Annotated in this window: 19 protein-coding genes; 2 read left to right on the forward strand and 17 right to left on the reverse strand. The window is 40.5% G+C overall.

Features of this window, described 5'->3' with window-relative positions; translation table 11 throughout:
• Positions 1-28: 28 nt before the first annotated feature.
• Positions 29-1,180 (reverse strand): cell division protein ZapE, encoded by a 1,152-nt coding sequence (gene zapE, locus FTV50_RS06575; protein ID WP_180023905.1) that lies wholly within the window; start codon positions 1,178-1,180, stop codon positions 29-31.
• A gap of 84 nt (positions 1,181-1,264) precedes the next feature.
• Entirely contained in the window at positions 1,265-2,272 is a 1,008-nt protein-coding gene (locus FTV50_RS06580) for an AraC family transcriptional regulator (protein ID WP_111885051.1), read from the reverse strand.
• Positions 2,273-2,429: 157 nt separating this feature from the next.
• On the opposite strand from FTV50_RS06580, the gene FTV50_RS06585 reads away from it, so the two are divergent.
• Complete coding sequence (locus FTV50_RS06585; protein ID WP_180024001.1) at positions 2,430-3,959, forward strand: NAD(P)/FAD-dependent oxidoreductase; 1,530 nt, start codon at positions 2,430-2,432, stop codon at positions 3,957-3,959.
• A 49-nt stretch (positions 3,960-4,008) separates the two neighbouring features.
• Positions 4,009-4,917 (forward strand): lysine exporter LysO family protein, encoded by a 909-nt coding sequence (locus FTV50_RS06590; protein ID WP_180023906.1) that lies wholly within the window; start codon positions 4,009-4,011, stop codon positions 4,915-4,917.
• Positions 4,918-4,995: 78 nt separating this feature from the next.
• On the opposite strand, the gene pyrF is transcribed toward FTV50_RS06590, so the two are convergent.
• The 15 genes from pyrF to FTV50_RS06665 form a co-directional block, all read right to left on the reverse strand.
• Positions 4,996-5,676, reverse strand: coding sequence for an orotidine-5'-phosphate decarboxylase (pyrF, locus tag FTV50_RS06595; RefSeq protein WP_078193653.1), 681 nt, complete (start codon positions 5,674-5,676; stop codon positions 4,996-4,998).
• A gap of 240 nt (positions 5,677-5,916) precedes the next feature.
• Entirely contained in the window at positions 5,917-6,282 is a 366-nt protein-coding gene (locus FTV50_RS06600) for a lipopolysaccharide assembly protein LapA domain-containing protein (RefSeq protein ID WP_180023907.1), read from the reverse strand.
• A gap of 24 nt (positions 6,283-6,306) precedes the next feature.
• The gene (locus tag FTV50_RS06605; protein WP_067767464.1) at positions 6,307-6,609 is read right to left on the reverse strand and encodes an integration host factor subunit beta; all 303 of its coding nucleotides are present in this window, start codon (positions 6,607-6,609) and stop codon (positions 6,307-6,309) included.
• Positions 6,610-6,771: 162 nt separating this feature from the next.
• Complete coding sequence (rpsA, locus tag FTV50_RS06610) at positions 6,772-8,451, reverse strand: 30S ribosomal protein S1 (protein ID WP_078193655.1); 1,680 nt, start codon at positions 8,449-8,451, stop codon at positions 6,772-6,774.
• A 107-nt stretch (positions 8,452-8,558) separates the two neighbouring features.
• On the reverse strand, positions 8,559-9,242 hold the full coding sequence (gene cmk / locus FTV50_RS06615; protein ID WP_078193656.1) for a (d)CMP kinase: 684 nt from the start codon (positions 9,240-9,242) through the stop codon (positions 8,559-8,561).
• Between the two features lie 17 nt (positions 9,243-9,259).
• Positions 9,260-9,691, reverse strand: coding sequence for an SRPBCC family protein (locus FTV50_RS06620; RefSeq protein WP_180023908.1), 432 nt, complete (start codon positions 9,689-9,691; stop codon positions 9,260-9,262).
• A gap of 26 nt (positions 9,692-9,717) precedes the next feature.
• Entirely contained in the window at positions 9,718-10,269 is a 552-nt protein-coding gene (gene tadA / locus FTV50_RS06625) for a tRNA adenosine(34) deaminase TadA (protein ID WP_111885055.1), read from the reverse strand.
• Positions 10,270-10,276: 7 nt separating this feature from the next.
• A complete protein-coding gene (locus FTV50_RS06630; protein ID WP_180023909.1) occupies positions 10,277-11,398 on the reverse strand; it encodes an enoyl-CoA hydratase/isomerase family protein in 1,122 nt (373 codons plus the stop codon).
• Positions 11,395-12,108 (reverse strand): uracil-DNA glycosylase, encoded by a 714-nt coding sequence (gene ung / locus FTV50_RS06635; RefSeq protein ID WP_180023910.1) that lies wholly within the window; start codon positions 12,106-12,108, stop codon positions 11,395-11,397. Before ung ends, FTV50_RS06630 begins: the two co-directional genes overlap by 4 nt.
• 36 nt (positions 12,109-12,144) lie before the next feature.
• Positions 12,145-12,741: a 6-carboxytetrahydropterin synthase gene (locus FTV50_RS06640; RefSeq protein WP_180023911.1), complete on the reverse strand. Its 597-nt coding sequence runs from the start codon at positions 12,739-12,741 to the stop codon at positions 12,145-12,147.
• A gap of 130 nt (positions 12,742-12,871) precedes the next feature.
• A complete protein-coding gene (gene gspK / locus FTV50_RS06645; RefSeq protein WP_180023912.1) occupies positions 12,872-13,819 on the reverse strand; it encodes a type II secretion system minor pseudopilin GspK in 948 nt (315 codons plus the stop codon).
• Between the two features lie 39 nt (positions 13,820-13,858).
• A complete protein-coding gene (gene gspJ / locus FTV50_RS06650; RefSeq protein ID WP_111885090.1) occupies positions 13,859-14,488 on the reverse strand; it encodes a type II secretion system minor pseudopilin GspJ in 630 nt (209 codons plus the stop codon).
• A 46-nt stretch (positions 14,489-14,534) separates the two neighbouring features.
• Positions 14,535-14,927 carry a type II secretion system minor pseudopilin GspI gene (gene gspI / locus FTV50_RS06655; RefSeq protein WP_078188947.1) on the reverse strand — a complete coding sequence of 131 codons (393 nt, stop codon included), beginning with the start codon at positions 14,925-14,927 and terminating at the stop codon, positions 14,535-14,537.
• Positions 14,917-15,474 (reverse strand): type II secretion system protein, encoded by a 558-nt coding sequence (locus tag FTV50_RS06660; RefSeq protein WP_180023913.1) that lies wholly within the window; start codon positions 15,472-15,474, stop codon positions 14,917-14,919. The genes gspI and FTV50_RS06660 overlap by 11 nt, the downstream gene beginning before the upstream one ends.
• Positions 15,475-15,483: 9 nt before the next feature.
• Positions 15,484-16,098: a TetR/AcrR family transcriptional regulator gene (locus FTV50_RS06665; protein ID WP_078193665.1), complete on the reverse strand. Its 615-nt coding sequence runs from the start codon at positions 16,096-16,098 to the stop codon at positions 15,484-15,486.
• Between the last annotated feature and the right edge of the window lie 6 nt (positions 16,099-16,104).

The following is a 16,104-nucleotide window of genomic DNA, read 5'->3' on the forward strand; positions in this document are numbered from 1 at the left end:
CGTTCTTTTTTCATTCCAACAGAAACGCTTAATTTTCTGCTGTAGATTCTGGTGCATTGATTTGACGGTGAGATGTATGTAGATAATCATCAGATTGCATTTCCAATAAGCGCGAACGTGTACGCTCAATTTCAAATGCCAATTTTTCACCTTGATATAATTCAATAATCGTATCTTCTGAAGTAAGCAACAACTTCACACCACGGTCATAAAACTCATCAACTAGATAGATAAAACGACGAGTCCCTTCAGACAAATAATCCGTCATGTGCGGCACATTACTCACCAAGACCGTATTATAAATATTGGCAATTTCAATAAAGTCCGCTGGACTACGTGGTTTTAGGCAAAGTTCAGAATATTCACACCACAGCACATCTTCCGTATGACCAATGGTTTCTACAATACGCTGATTAATAATAATTGGCTCTTGTGAAACCGTTTGGGTTTGCGTTAATGCTGTAAAACGCTGTGCCATCCACAACTCATGTTCATGTGTTAAAGGCGACTTAAACAACTGCGCTTGTTTCAATACACGTAAACGATAGTCTACGCCTGAGTCTACATTTAAAATCACACAGTTCTTTTTCACCATTTCGATGGTTGGGATAAAACGGTCACGATGGATCCCGTTTTTATACAAACCATCTGGTGCGATGTTAGAGGTTGCAACAAGGGTGATCCCACGCGTAAATAATTTTTGGAATAGATCACTCAAAATCATAGCATCCGTGACATTGGATACAAAGAATTCATCAAAGCAGATCACGACTGCTTCTTTATAAATTTGGTCGGCAACAAGGTCTAGTGGATTACGCTGACCTGAAAGTTTATTTAATTCACGGTGTACGTACTGCATAAAGTGATGGAAATGCATACGTGTTTTGCGTCGAAATGGCACAGAATCATAAAACTGATCCATCAGCCACGTTTTACCACGTCCTACACCGCCCCACATATACACCCCTTTCGGTGCAGTTTGACGACGGAAACGACGAAACGCTTTTTTAGAAGCCTTAAAACGTTGGATTAATTCTTGCCAAACTCGATCCAACTCATGCACCGCTTGCGCCTGTTCCTGATCTGGTAAAAACTGACCAGATGCTAAGGCTTGAGCATAACGCTCAGCCGGTGAAATCGGAGTAAATGCGGTGTTGTGTGGTGACTGAAAATCTGACATATCATTAAATACTTTTTTGGGCTAAATGAATTATAACGAAGAATAAACTCGAAGATATAACACTTTGGCAGTAAAGCGCATTGGCTATTTATTATATTGTCTCGGACTATGCCCAAACCAACGTTTAAACGCATGATTAAACGCCGCAGGTTCTGAATAGCCCAGCAATTCTGCAATCATTTCAATTGAATATTCATTATATTCAATCATACGGAGTGCTTTATCTTTAATAATATCTTCACGAATTTGCTTATAACTGGTATTTAACTGTTGCAGTTGATGACGCAAAGTTCTTTCAGGCAAGTTCAACGCTTGAGCAGTTGCTGCCATACTTGGCATCGCACCACTTTGTAATTCCAAATAATCTTGCACACGTTGAACCAATGATGGCGCATCTTCATCGGCGCTTAAACGTTCTAACTCCGCAATACATTTCGACTCATATAATCGAAAAGTAATAATATCTGCGGAAGGGATCCGAATATCTAAAACATCTTCATCGAACCAAAATGCCGCAAATGGCGCACCAAAGCGAACTTGAGAGCCATAATAATCTGTAAACATTTTTAATTTTTCGGGATCTTTGGGTTCAGCAAACGGCAAATCAATTTGAACTTGTGGTGTAGATAGCCCCATCATTTTGTACAGATCACGGATGAATTTATAAGTTCCTGAAATCTCTGACTGCGCCAATAATGCACCCAGTGGCGCATACACATCTTGCGGTTGGTAGCATAAAGCCACTTTATGCTGACTGATTTGCAAACTCAAACGCCCAGTTAGATGTGTCAACTGTTGAAAGCGAATCCCCTGATTTAAAGCTTGGCGTAAAGTATCACTGGTGACCAATAACATCAGCAACGGGCCATAACCCGCTAACGTATAATGCTGACCAATAAATAACCCTTGCTCAGGTTCTACATCTTTACCAATGACTTTCAGTACATCCCACTCTAAACTCGGATGAATCACTGAAGTAGGATCGAGCGCGTCGACACGCAGCCCAATAGTTTGCAAACGTTGATCGACATCTACGCCTGCTTTACGCATTCCTTGTACTAAATACATCAGGCTTAGAATGGATCGTTTCATAAATCGTAAAATGACATTAAATTTCTTCTTTTTTACTACAAATTTGCAATTATGAACATTGCCGTTTCGATCAATTTTTCTGTCACCTCAATCATATTGTTCTGATCACGAACTCAAGTATGCTTAACTTGTAATCTCGCTTGGAATTAAAAAAATGATGCAGGAAGCGCAAACAAAAACAGTGCAAACCCCAAAAGCCAATTCTGAAATACATACACAAATCGCCATCATCGGCGGTGGTTTTGGTGGTATTGCTATGGCGATACGCCTTTTACAACAAGGTAATCAAGATTTTTTGATCCTCGAAAAAGCCAATGATTTTGGTGGAACCTGGCGTGAAAACCGCTACCCTGGCGCTGCGTGTGATGTGCAATCACATATGTATTCGCTTTCTTTTGCACCCAAAACAGATTGGTCAAAACGTTATGCTGAAGCGCCGGAAATATTTGACTATATCCAACAGGTCACCCGTGAATATAATTTAAAACAATTCTGTCGCTTTAACAGTGAAGTACTTTCAAGCCAATACAATGAATCAACCTGCGACTGGCATTTAGAACTCAAAGATGGCGTTAAAATTACCGCTCAATACGTGATTTTTGCATCTGGCCCGCTACATGTCCCGCAAATTCCACACATTCCGGGCATTGAAAAATTTAAAGGCAAAGTGTTTCATTCTTCTCAATGGGATCATCAATATCCATTAGAAGGTAAAAAAGTCGCATCTATTGGTACAGGCGGCAGTGCCATCCAATACATTCCTGAAATCGCACCACAAACAAAACAACTGTATGTTTTTCAACGTACCGCGGCTTGGGTCATTCCACGAGATGAACGCAGTTATCATGGTTTAGAAAAATCATTATTTAAAAAATATGATTGGTTTCGAAAAATTCACCGCGCTCGCCTGTATTGGACCAACGAATCACGTGTCGTGCCAATTGTTAAACCAACTACCATGAAATATGCGCAAAAACTGGCAGAACTGTATATTAAGTATCAAGTGAAAGATGCTGAACTTGCAAAGAAACTAACGCCAAACTACATCATGGGTTGTAAACGCATTTTAATTTCTAATAAATACTTTCCAACCTTTAATCGACCTAATGTGGAATTGGTCAGTGATGCAATACAAGAAATCACTGAAAATGCCATTATTACCAAAGATGGAAAATCCCGTGAAATCGATTGTCTGATCTATGGTACAGGCTTTATTACCGATCCAAGAATTTATTTAAAATCATTTGAATGTATTGGTGAAAATGCTCAAGAACTCAAACAAGTTTGGCAAGCTGGCGCAGAAAGTTTTTATGGCATTTGCACCAAAGGCTTTCCAAATCTATTCCAATTATTAGGCCCCAATACTGTGCTTGCCCATAATTCAGTGGTATTTATGATTGAGGCACAAGTCGATTACATCTTACAAATGATGCAATTGGTTTCAAAATCTAATGTTCAAGCCATCGCTGTCAAAGATCAGGTGCAAGATCAATTTAACACTCATGTACAAGACATGCTTGATGGTACGGTATGGCAATCAGGCTGCGTGAGTTGGTATCAGCAAAATGGCGGTAAAAATTTTGCACTGTGGCCAACTTATACATGGAAATATTGGCTGGCTACTCGAAAAATAAATCCAGCCGATTTTCGACTCCTCAGTAAAACAAAATCTAGTCATGCAGCTTAAGCAATAACAGGTCATAATAGGCAGATATTCATTATCTGCCTATTTTTGTATGCAATCTTTCTGGTTGATTTTCCAGCTCTTGGCCTGTTTAGGGCTTGGTTTTATTCTTGCACGTCACCTACCCACTTGGCTTGAAAAAATCGCCTTTAAACTCCTGCCGTACTTTACTTATATTTTGTTATTTGCTATTGCAATCGAATTTTCCGAAACATTACACACTATTCCAGCACCTCTGCAAATCCTTTCTTCATCAGTACTTATTGCACTATTTACCTCAGTGGGTGCTTTTATTTGCTGCTATATTTTATTTAAGCTTTTAGGCTATAAACCCAGTCATGGCAAAGTGTCCATGCAGTTGGTAACAAGCTCACTCATCAATATTAGCTATGCTTTTATTGCATTAGGTTTAGGTTATGTATTTGCCGAAATGGCAGCACATTTTAGTCTTCAGCCACATATGAGTACTTGGGATCTACTCTTAATCTTTATGTTTCTGATTGGTCTAGATCTCGCCTACTCACCGCTCGATCGTTCTTGGTTAAATTGGAAAATTCTACTTGTTCCTCTGGGCTGTATCGTCGGTTCACTTTTGGGCGCTTTTGCTGCAGCCTATCTATTGCCACAAATCAGCCTGAAAGATTTGATTATGCTGTCACAAGGCTATGGTTTCTATTCGATGACAGGCATCGTCGTGACTGAATTAAAAAATGCGCATCTAGGCAGTATCGCGCTGATGAATGATTTATTCAGAGAAATTTTTGCGATTGTATTTATGTATATTATTGGCTGGCGCTACCCACGCTCTGCAATTTCATCTGCGGGTGCAACAGCTATGGATGTCACCCTACCTATGGTCAAACAAGCCTGTGGTAATGATTTTATTCCACATGCCATGGTCAGCGGCTTTATCCTTTCTGTACTTGCACCTATATTGGTGAGTATATTAGCAGCTATCTAACCCTCACCTAAGTCCTCTCCCAGAGAGGGAGAGAACTTCCTCTCTCCCTTTGGGAGAGAGTTAGAGAGAGGGTAAATATTAAAGTGTCGCCAAAATATCTTTTAAAGTCTGACGCATATTATCCGATTTAGTAATTGGACGGCCAATCACCAAATGTGTAGAACCATCAAGCATGGCTTGTTTAGGTGTCACAATTCGTTTTTGATCATCCGCTGCAGAACCCTCAGGACGGATACCCGGTGTTACTAATGCAAAGTCAGCACCCAAAGTTTCACGTAACATTTTCGCTTCTTGTGCCGAACAAACTACACCATCCAAACCACTTTCTTTCGTTAAAGTCGCAAGACGCTTCACATGTTCAAAAGGTTCCACATCTAAGCCTAATTCCGCAAGATCTTCACGACCCATTGATGTCAAAACCGTAACAGCAATTAGCTGAGTATTGTAATTGCCCGCCTTTAGGCGCTCTACACAGGTTTCCATCATTTTACGGCCACCTGATGCATGGACATTGACCATCCACACACCCATATCCGCAGCTGCACAAACTGCTTGTGCTGTGGTGTTTGGAATATCATGGAATTTAAGATCTAGAAATACTTCAAAACCTTTATCGTGCAATGCTTTAACGATACTTGAACCCTCATGGGTAAATAACTCTTTACCAACCTTAACTCGACATAATGCAGGATCTAACTGCTCTGCAATTGTAAGTGCGTCATATTGGCTTTTAGCATCTAGTGCAACGATGATACTCAAGAGACTTACCCTTCATTTTGACAAAATTAGTGCATTATAGATGGATTCAACTTGATCAGAAAGTCATAAAACTCATGTTAATTGAAATGATTAATTTGAATTTAGCTATCTCATTATTTTATTTAAGATATATGGCTTATTTTTTCAGCCCATAAAAAAACACCCCGATGAACCACCAGAGTGTTTAATATAAAATTTAACTATACTCATAAAAGTAGTTAATTTACTTCATAAGCCCAATTATAACGGGTTAGAAGGACGCTCATTTGCATCAATATCTAAAACTGTTTTTTCATGACGTGTATGTGCAGCCGCTTCAGCAGCAGCCAGTTGAGCAGTTTGAATTTGCTCTTTACGTAGGCGCTCAATATCTTTACGTAGACGTTTAATTTCCCAGTTATTTTGAAATACTCGGAATACTTGCACTGCCAATAAAAGACCTAAAACCAAACCTAATGACAATGTTAATAGCAATAAAAGCCCTAAACGCATTGCAGGCACTTGTGTAAACAACAAATCGACTGAAAGTTCAGTTCCGTTTTGCAGTACCAAAGCCAATGAGTATCCAAATAGGACTAATAGAATTACGACCAATACGTAACGCATAAACACCCCTAACTATGTTTTAAATTAGTTTGCAGATTCGTTTACCGCATCACGTAAAGCTTTACCAGGTTTAAAGTGCGGTACAGCTTTTGCTGCAACTTCAACTGATTTGCCGGTTTTTGGGTTACGACCCACACGTGGTTCACGGTGATGTAATGCAAAACTACCAAAACCACGGATTTCAATTCGGTTGTCTGTAGACAAAGCTTCGATCATTTGATCGATCATTATCTTAACGGCTTCTTCCACTAAGGGTTCAGCTAAGTGTGGGTTTTTAAGAGAAATACGCTCTATTAAGTCAGACTTATTAAGTGCTTCAGTAGTCATCTGCGACCTCTTTAATTATCAAGCTACCTAGGATCAGTTTCCCGATAATAACCTGTTTAAATACAAAACGGTAGCGTAATAATCACTTACTACGCTACCGTTACAGTAATTGTGTAAAATATATTAATTAATTTACATTAACAATACAATTCAAACACTTACTTAGTGGTTCATTTGAGCTTTGATCAAATCACCAATAGTCTTAGGACCATTGTCTGAAGTTGCTGTAGCTGTCTTGTTCAAGTTAGCTACTGCTTCTTTTTCTTCAGCTTCGTCTTTCGCTTTGATAGACAAGTTGATAGAACGTGATTTGCGGTCTACGTTGATGATTTTAGCTTCAACTTCTTGACCAACTTCAAGGAACTTAGTTGCATCTTCAACGCGGTCGCGGTTGATTTCAGATGCTTTAAGAGTCGCTTCAACTTCGTCAGCTAACTTAACAGTAGCGCCTTTAGCGTCAACTGCAGTTACAGTACCTTTAACAAGCGCACCGCGTTCGTTAGCAGCTAAGAAATCGTTGAACGGATCGCTGTTCATTTGTTTGATGCCAAGGCTGATACGGTTGCCTTCAGCGTCTACTGAAAGGATAACCGCTTCAACTGTGTCACCTTTCTTGTAACGACGGATAGCTTCTTCGCCTTGTTCGTTCCAAGAAATGTCAGACAAGTGAACTAGACCATCGATACCGCCTGGTAAACCGATGAAGATACCGAAGTCAGTGATTGACTTGATAGTACCTGAAACTTTTTCACCTTTGTCGTGTTCTTTAGCAAACTCTTCCCATGGGTTAGCACGAGTTTGTTTGATACCAAGAGAAATACGACGACGCTCTTCATCAACTTCAAGAACCATAACGTCAACTTCGTCACCGATCTGAACAACTTTAGATGGGTGGATGTTTTTGTTAGTGTGGTCCATTTCTGAAACGTGTACTAAGCCTTCAACGCCTTCAGCGATTTCAGCGAAGCAACCGTAGTCAGTTAAGTTAGTTACACGAGCTTTAACGATAGAACCTTTAGGGTAACGGTTCATGATCGCTAACCATGGATCTTCGCCTAATTGTTTAAGGCCTAAAGATACGCGGTTACGTTCGCGGTCGAATTTAAGTACTTTAACAGTAACTTCTTGACCAACTTCAACAACTTCTGAAGGGTGCTTGATACGTTTCCAAGCCATGTCAGTGATGTGAAGAAGACCATCAATACCGCCAAGGTCAACGAACGCGCCGTAGTCAGTAAGATTTTTGATAGTACCAGTAACTGTTTGACCTTCTTCAAGCTGAGCAAGAAGAGCTTCACGGTCAGCTGAAGATTCAGCTTCCATAACAGCACGACGAGATACAACAACGTTGTTACGTTTAGCATCTAGTTTGATTACTTTAAATTCTAACTCTTTACCTTCTAAGTGAGTAGTATCACGAATAGGACGAGTATCAACTAAAGAACCTGGAAGGAACGCACGAACTGGACCGATGTCAACAGTGAAACCGCCTTTAACCTTACCAGAGATAACACCAGTAACGATTTCGCCGTCTTCAAAGATTTTTTCAAGTTTAGTCCAAGTTTCAGCACGTTTAGCTTTTTCACGTGATAAAACTGTTTGACCCATACCGTTGTCAAGAGCTTCAACAACTACATCAACAGTGTCGCCAACTTGAACTTCAAGTTCACGTTGTTCATTTAAGAATTCAGCGCGGTCAACAATACCTTCTGATTTAAGGCCAGTGTCAACTGTTACCCAGTCAGAGTCGATGCTTACTACAACGCCTTGGATGACTGCACCCTTTTCAACGTTGAGGTTTAATTCGCTTTCTTCAAAGAGGGCTGCAAAAGATTCGGTCATGATATACCTAGTAAAGTCAGCGGTCTTGGATCAGACAAGGCCGGTTTAATTAAGCGTCTACATAGTCCGTATAAGACTGATCAAGCTATGCTTCTGCTGAAAATTCTTTAGTTTGCTAATTGCTGATCGATATAATTCGTCATCAGCGTGAATACTTCATCAATACTCAAAGTTGAACTATCAATGAAGTAAGCATCTGGCGCAGGCTTGAGTGGAGCGACTGCGCGTTCCATATCTCGCTTATCACGCGCTTCGATATTAGCTAAAATGTCGTTTATTTTAACATCCACGCCCATAGCCTGCAACTGATTTACACGGCGCTCCGCACGGGACTGAGCAGAAGCCGTTAAATAAATCTTGGCTTGAGCATTTGGAAAAATCGTAGTTGCCATATCACGGCCATCTGCAACCAAACCAGGTGCTTGAGCAAAGGCATGCTGACGTTCTAAAAGCGCAGTTCTAAGTGCAGGAATTGCAGCAACTTTTGAAGCAAACTCTCCAACTCTCTCAGTACGGATAACTTTTGAGACATCTTCACCATCTAAAAGCACCGAAACACCTGCTTCATTTGTCACAAATTGTATATCTAAATTTGTTGCAATTTTTACGCATTCATCGAGCTTTGAGTCTAATGCATCAATTAAGTCTTGCTTATGCAATGACAATCCCAACAGACGATATAACGCACCTGAGTCGAGTAAGTGGAACTGATAATGTGCCGCAATTTTTGCTGCCAATGTTCCTTTACCTGAGCCACTTGGGCCATCAATTGTAATGATTTGAACTGTCATTGCTCTTCCACTTTTGTTTATACGGTTTTTGCAAGTTTTGAAAAACCAATTTTAATCGCTGACTTCAGTTGCGCAAGGATTAATTGACTAACGAATGGCGCACGCGCCTGTAATTCAATCGTATAAGTGACTAAAGTACGCGCAGCATCAATCGCTTCGAATTGAATCACGCCCAAATGATGTTTCACCAATGGGTTTTTAATAATTTTATATTCAATACGTTGGTTTGGCTCAAGCAAGGTAATTTGCTCTTGTAACGGCTTCACTGGCCCAAAGCCCATACGGCGCACAGAACCCACACCATCAAGACGTTCAGGATCTGCTGAATCTTTTACGCGCACCACTTGAATCGGCGCAAAAGCCACGTTATAGGTCGAATGTTTTGAAAGTAATTCAAAAACCTGCTCGACCGGTGCATTAAATTCTTTTTTTACTTGAATGGATTTCATGTTGTACCCTATTTTATTTGACAATATTAATTGTCAGTAGAGTTTACTTGATTTTTTAAATTAAGTTCAGTCAAAGTGGCTTTTTCCTGTAACTTCATCAGTCGTTTTTGTTCACGACGCATTTTAAAAAAATCACTTAATTGTTGGGAGCATTGCTCTTGTAGGCAACCATGCTCAAACTCAAAGATATGATTATAGTAGCCTGAATTTAATAATTGACGCGAACTAACCAAAGAACCTGCTTTAGGCTCAGTCGTCGCAAATACCACTCGTTTTATTCTTGAATGTACCAAAGCACCCACACACATTGTGCATGGCTCTAAAGTTACATATAAAGTTGCGTCGTCAGGTAATCGGTAATTATCGATATTCAAACAAGCTTGTCGCAAAGCTTGTACTTCCGCATGTGCGGTGGGATCTTTCAGAGAAATCGGCGCATTAAACCCTGCACCTATGACTTGATTTTGACTCACAATGACTGCGCCTACAGGAATTTCTTGCAATTCGGCAGCTTGTGCAGCCTGCTCGAAAGCAAGCTGCATCCAATGTTCATCACTATATAGATTTTGTTCAGACATCAATTAATTAAATTACACCATACTGTCTTAACAGTACATTCCAACTGTCAATATTGGTTACAGGAGGCTCATCAGCCAGAATTCCTTTGAGGGAAAGATCTGTACCTTTTTTCCATTCTGGAGATAAGTCTTTATCGACTAGACGTGCGCGCACACCTTCCACAAAGTCTGCATGACGAATTTTCCAATCCGAAATTTGGGTTTCCAGTTCAAACACTTCATTCCAAGAATGCACTTGCTTGCCCCACTGCCACAACAACCATGTTAATGCGGCGGTTGCAGGTGAACCTTTTTGCAGATTTTCACTGGCTTGACGTAGCCAATCACTGCGCGCATCGCTTAAACCAATAATTGATTCATAGTCATGTTCAAAATTATGTCCGCGGCACACACTTTGAATTACATCCAATGAATTTTGTAATGGGCCAGGCCCCACAGGACGATGCATACTATTTAAAGTGTCATCGATGGCACGAAAATCGCCAGCTGGATAATGATCCCAATCAATATTAATGACAGTTTCAAGTACGTTATCACGCTGTGCATCACAAATATGCGTTGCCCAACCGATACCATAAGCACCTGCTGCGGTCATAATAGAGCCAGTTAACCCAGTAAACAACCCAATGGCGCCACGATCAGCCAAGAAACGTGTCGCACCGACATCTGGATACAAACCGATATTAATTTCAGGCATTGCTAAACGTGAATAAGGTGTTACTAAACGGAAAGGTGCGGCCATAAATAGACCTAGGCCACCACCCATCACATAACCTTCGCCCCAAACCAAAATCGGCTTTGCATAGTTATGCAGCAGCAAATCTAGGGCATATTCTTGTTCAAAGAATTTATTCGCCGTTTCAACTTCATCATTGACCACCAATTGTCGCAATTTGCGTACATCGCCACCTGCACAAAATGCTTTCGGCGTAGTGGAATCTAACCAAATCGCCTTTACAGCATCATCGTGTTGAAAGTCCTGAAAGACTTCAAGCAACGCTGTACAGATAGATTCATCTAATGCATGAAGGGATTTTGGGCGATTCAGGCGAACAATGCGCCAGCCGTTTTTCGCTTCTTCAACAATCAGATCTGGGTGATAATTTTTTGAAACGGGAGAATAAGTCATGCGTCCAGCTGCCAGTCTATTGGCTCAATGCCATTTTGTTTAAGATAATTATTACTTTTTGAGAACACCTTACAACCAAAAAAACCACCGCGGTTTGCAGCCAAAGGTGATGGATGCGCGGCTTTTAGCACCAAGTGCTTATTTTGGTCAATGCGTTGTCCCTTACGCTGTGCATATGCCCCCCATAAAATAAAGACAATATGCTCACGTTGCTCATTTAAAACATCAATCACATGGTCTGTAAAATCTTCCCAGCCACGTTTTTGATGTGAAGTTGGTTGCCCAGCCTCAACAGTCAGTACCGCATTTAAAAGCAAAACACCTTGTTCTGCCCAGCGTGTTAAGTCCCCATGTTTTGACACAGGCACCCCAAGGTCGGTATTTAACTCATGGAAAATATTACGTAAAGAAGGTGGTAATGCAACCCCCTTTTGTACCGAAAAACTCAAGCCATGTGCCTGATTTGGCCCATGATACGGGTCTTGGCCTAAAATCACCACCTTTACATTTGCAATAGGCGTCGTGTTTAGGGCATTAAAGATCAGCGGATTCGGTGGATAAATCACTTTATCCTGTTTGATTTGTTGTAGCAGAAAGTCTTTTAACTCATCCATGCGGGGGCTAAGCAAAAACTCACTTAGGGCATATTTCCAGCTAGGCTCAAGCTGCACTTTAGCGAGTTTTGCTTGTTGCTCTTCTGTTAAAGACATCACTGTTAACCAATCCTAATAAAACCAAATATTTACTTAAATTCTAATTTGTAAATCAACTGCAGGGTTTAAAAATTTTTGACCCTGTTTTAATTTTTCATACATCTGGGTATCGTTCCATTCCGACTGAACCTGTTCGGAGAAGATAATTTGATCTAACTGCAACAACCCCATTTGTGCGTTGTCGATATCTTCTAAGAAGCTTTGCGCATAGCCTGTGTCTGTCTCATGCACGATCACAGAATACACCTCAACATCACCCTCACCATTTTGAGTTTCTGTTGATTTTAGAACTTGTTGTGCTAAATAAAAGAAGATTCGTGAAAACTGTTCTGCTGAGGGCGATACGGGTAGTTCAACCCAACGTGCACTGAACTGTTTGCAGGCACGAATGTACTCAGCATCATCGTGTTGCCAAAAACAAATCGCGTGATCAAAACTGTCAAATAAGTCTTTAATTACCCCTTTGAGCAAACCAAAATCGTAAACCATTTGTCCATGGTCAAGTTTCGACGCTTTAAGTAATAGTTCGACTTTATAACTGTGTCCATGAATGGAACGTTTGCAACGGTCTGACGTGCAATTACGCACGATATGCGCGTTTTCAAACTTAAATAACTTACGAATTAACATGTGTCGTAATGCAATCAAATAATCTATGGGTTCTCAGAGATTATAATGCAAAAGTCTAACAAGAGGCATTAATTTTGCTATTCAGCACAATTGGGAAAAGGCATCATGAAAATTTAGCGACCTTTAAGACCTAAAATGGTGCCATACTGCGAAAAGCCACATATACATCTTTATCTTTTCGCACTAACTCACTGGTAAATTGACGCTTTCTTTCATTTAAAATAATTTCAATTTGCGCTTTAAAATAGTTCGACTGCACACCCAATTGTGAATTTAAAACTTCCCTATTTTCTGTGCTCACCTGTGCAAATGGCTCCATTGCCCATAAATCATTGATATTTTCGAAATGTTCAAATTTGGCAGCTTTTTGTTGCAAAGCTTGCTCAACTGCATTGACATCTAAACGATCATCCATAGTCGCTAACAAAAATGCAGGAGCGGTATTAATGTTTACCGTTGTTTCATGCGAGGGCAAGCTGCTCACATAGGGCGCAATCAGTTTATATTGAGCACCTTCAAAACCACGGACTGATTTCAGTTCTTCCACACTATGAAATTTTGCATTTGGCGGTAGTGCCGCATTATTTAAACCACGATAGTACGCCAGCTCTGCGCCCATCGGGCCAGAGGTCTCATCATCTTCATCTTGCCAATCAATCACGGCTTGACTTAATTCTGCGGGTAACCCAACACGCTGCAATATTTTTTCAAACCATAGCTTTGCTTTGTCATTTACCACACCCTCTTCTGAAACCAAACTATTGAGGTTAAATTTTCCAGATTCGTCTTGCAGCACACCTGCAACAGTTCCACCTTCCACAGGAAAGGCGGGCATAGGCTGAGCCCAATTTTCTTGGAGGTGATCCACCTGCCCTGCATTTTCGGTATCATTTACTAAAAGTTCAGCAAAAAATGCTTCGGCACTTTTCGCATATAACAACGACTGATTTTGGCGCATCACATAAGCGGTATTTTCAGAAGTATGGGCTTGTTGTTTTGCGATACCTGCTGCAACTATGGTTGCCAAAGCTACCATCATCAGGATAGTTAACAAAGCGATGCCACGTTGCTGTTTCATACGCAACTCCGAACTTCAAATGACTCTACTACCTGACCGCTAACCATTCTTATTTTTATCCAATAAAAAATCAGTATTTAACAAACTGAATAACCATTCGTAGTTTGTCCCATCCACTGTGAGCTGCATCCTGATACCCCGCGGTAACAGTTGAATGGTTTTTTCATTATTCAAATCAGCGGCAGCATCTGGCCAATTCTCTAACTCATTTGGATTGAGTACCGTGATTTTATATTGTTCAACATTATCCAGTAAAACACTCGAATCTGGCTGATCATGCCCCGTTTGGTTGAGATTTTTAAATTTTAGCCGATACAATTTTTTTTCATCAGCTTTGTATTGATATTCCACTCGCTCGTCAGGTGCAATGCCCTGATTTAATGGATCAGTGACACCTGTCTTACTAAAATTAAATCGGCCATTTTGCAATACTAACGCTGGTTGAATATCTCCATTAATATTGGCAGTTAACGGCACAGCTTGTACAGTGTCTCTGAGTATTTGCTGATGGGCATCTTGCAACTGACTGAGCCTTGCCTCATGGGTTGCGTTTCGTTCCTTCACTTTCGAGACATAATCAAAAACCTTCCAACCCAAAGCAGACAGCACTGCGAAAATAGCAATCGCAACCAAAAGCTCAACTAAGGTAAATCCTGCTTGATTCTTCATTCCTTGCTGTACAAGCACAGGCATATCTTGAGATGTACATTTTTTTCTAGTTATTATTTTCATCCAACGGAGCCTTATAGTTAAAGAACACCAAACTGCTAATCCCTGCTTCAACATCGCCTGTTTCAGCATTCATCAAACTCACTTGGATATCAATCCGTTGTACATTTGGACTAATGGTGGCTTGGGCTTTTTTGTCAATTTGCCATTGCTCGCCTTGTTCAGTGACTTGTTTAGATGCAGTACCTGTCATCCATTCACGATTGATTTCCATCTTAGCGATTTCATTCAACGCGACGAATTGTGCTTTATTTCTTAAAATTGCGTGTGCTGTCGACTGTGTATATTGCATCGCAACATTAGACAAAGCCATTGCCGCCGTCGCAAAAATTGCCAATGCAACCATGACTTCAAGTAGCGTAAATCCTTTAGCCCGCATTGACTTTCCCTAAATGATCAATTTCGATTTCATTGCCAATGGGACGTTCTTCAAAATAAAACTGTATACGCACAGGCTTCACTTCCCCATTACCTAACCAAATCAACTTGGGTGCATTGGTATTTAACAAATCATCATTATTGGCATTTTCATACTGCTGGTCTAAAGACTGAATCGTAAAAGAGACATTTTCAGGTAATACTCGGGTTTCAAAGTTTTTATAGTTTTGCCATTTATTGTTCTGATTTAAAATACTATTTTCTACACGTTTTTGTTCTGGTAAATATTCTTGTACCGCATAGCTTTGGGTGTTGACATCCGTTCCAGCTTTTTGCTGTAGGGCCAATATCAAAGCTTGATCATTTGCATCGCGTAAAATTCGTTTTAGATCCATCACAAACACTTCACGTGCCTGCATGGCTTTGCGTTGATCTGTCCCACCAATATTTAAAAGCACCAATGAGGCCATGATGCCCATAATCACAATCACCACCATCAATTCTACGAGGGTGAAGCCACGAACCAATGATGGTGATGCACTTTTCATAAGCAGCCTTTAAGCGAATTGAGCAACCGCATGCACTTGTTTTGGTAAGGCCAAGGCTTGATCAATATAAGCAACCCGTAAGGTGTCTCTTGAACCCAAATAACGCTGATAAAAACTTGAGTTCAAAATTGCTGCAGCGCCATGTGTAAGTGACCAAATTGAAGCAAGATAATCACGTACTGGCATGCTACTTTGAATCGACTCCAAATAATGCTCAGTCATACGAATGATCAATCGTAGGCGTTGTTTGCGCACTTGATATAGTTCACTAAACAAGTGCTGAATACCCACACCCGTTGTCGATAAACGCTCTTCAATTTGATGAAACAACACTGTACGTTCTGGGTGATGTAAGTGATGCAACATAAAGAAAGCAAGGTGTTCAGGAAAAGCTTTATCGGTGTCTTTAATCATTTCCAATAACATGCGTTCATTACGAATAATGAGCAACATATATAGTTCATCTTTACTTTGAAAATGTTTATATAACGTCCCTTTTGCCAAGTCGAGTTCTGCCGCTAGCGCATCTAGTGTCATCCCTGCTTCGCCATTTTCCAATAGCAGCTGCTCTGCCACTTGGAAAATTAATGCCTCTCTTGCTCTAAACTGAGCTTGACGATCCATCTTCAC

Source organism: Acinetobacter sp. YH1901134, from assembly GCF_013416965.1.
GTDB classification, from domain to species: domain Bacteria; phylum Pseudomonadota; class Gammaproteobacteria; order Pseudomonadales; family Moraxellaceae; genus Acinetobacter; species Acinetobacter amyesii.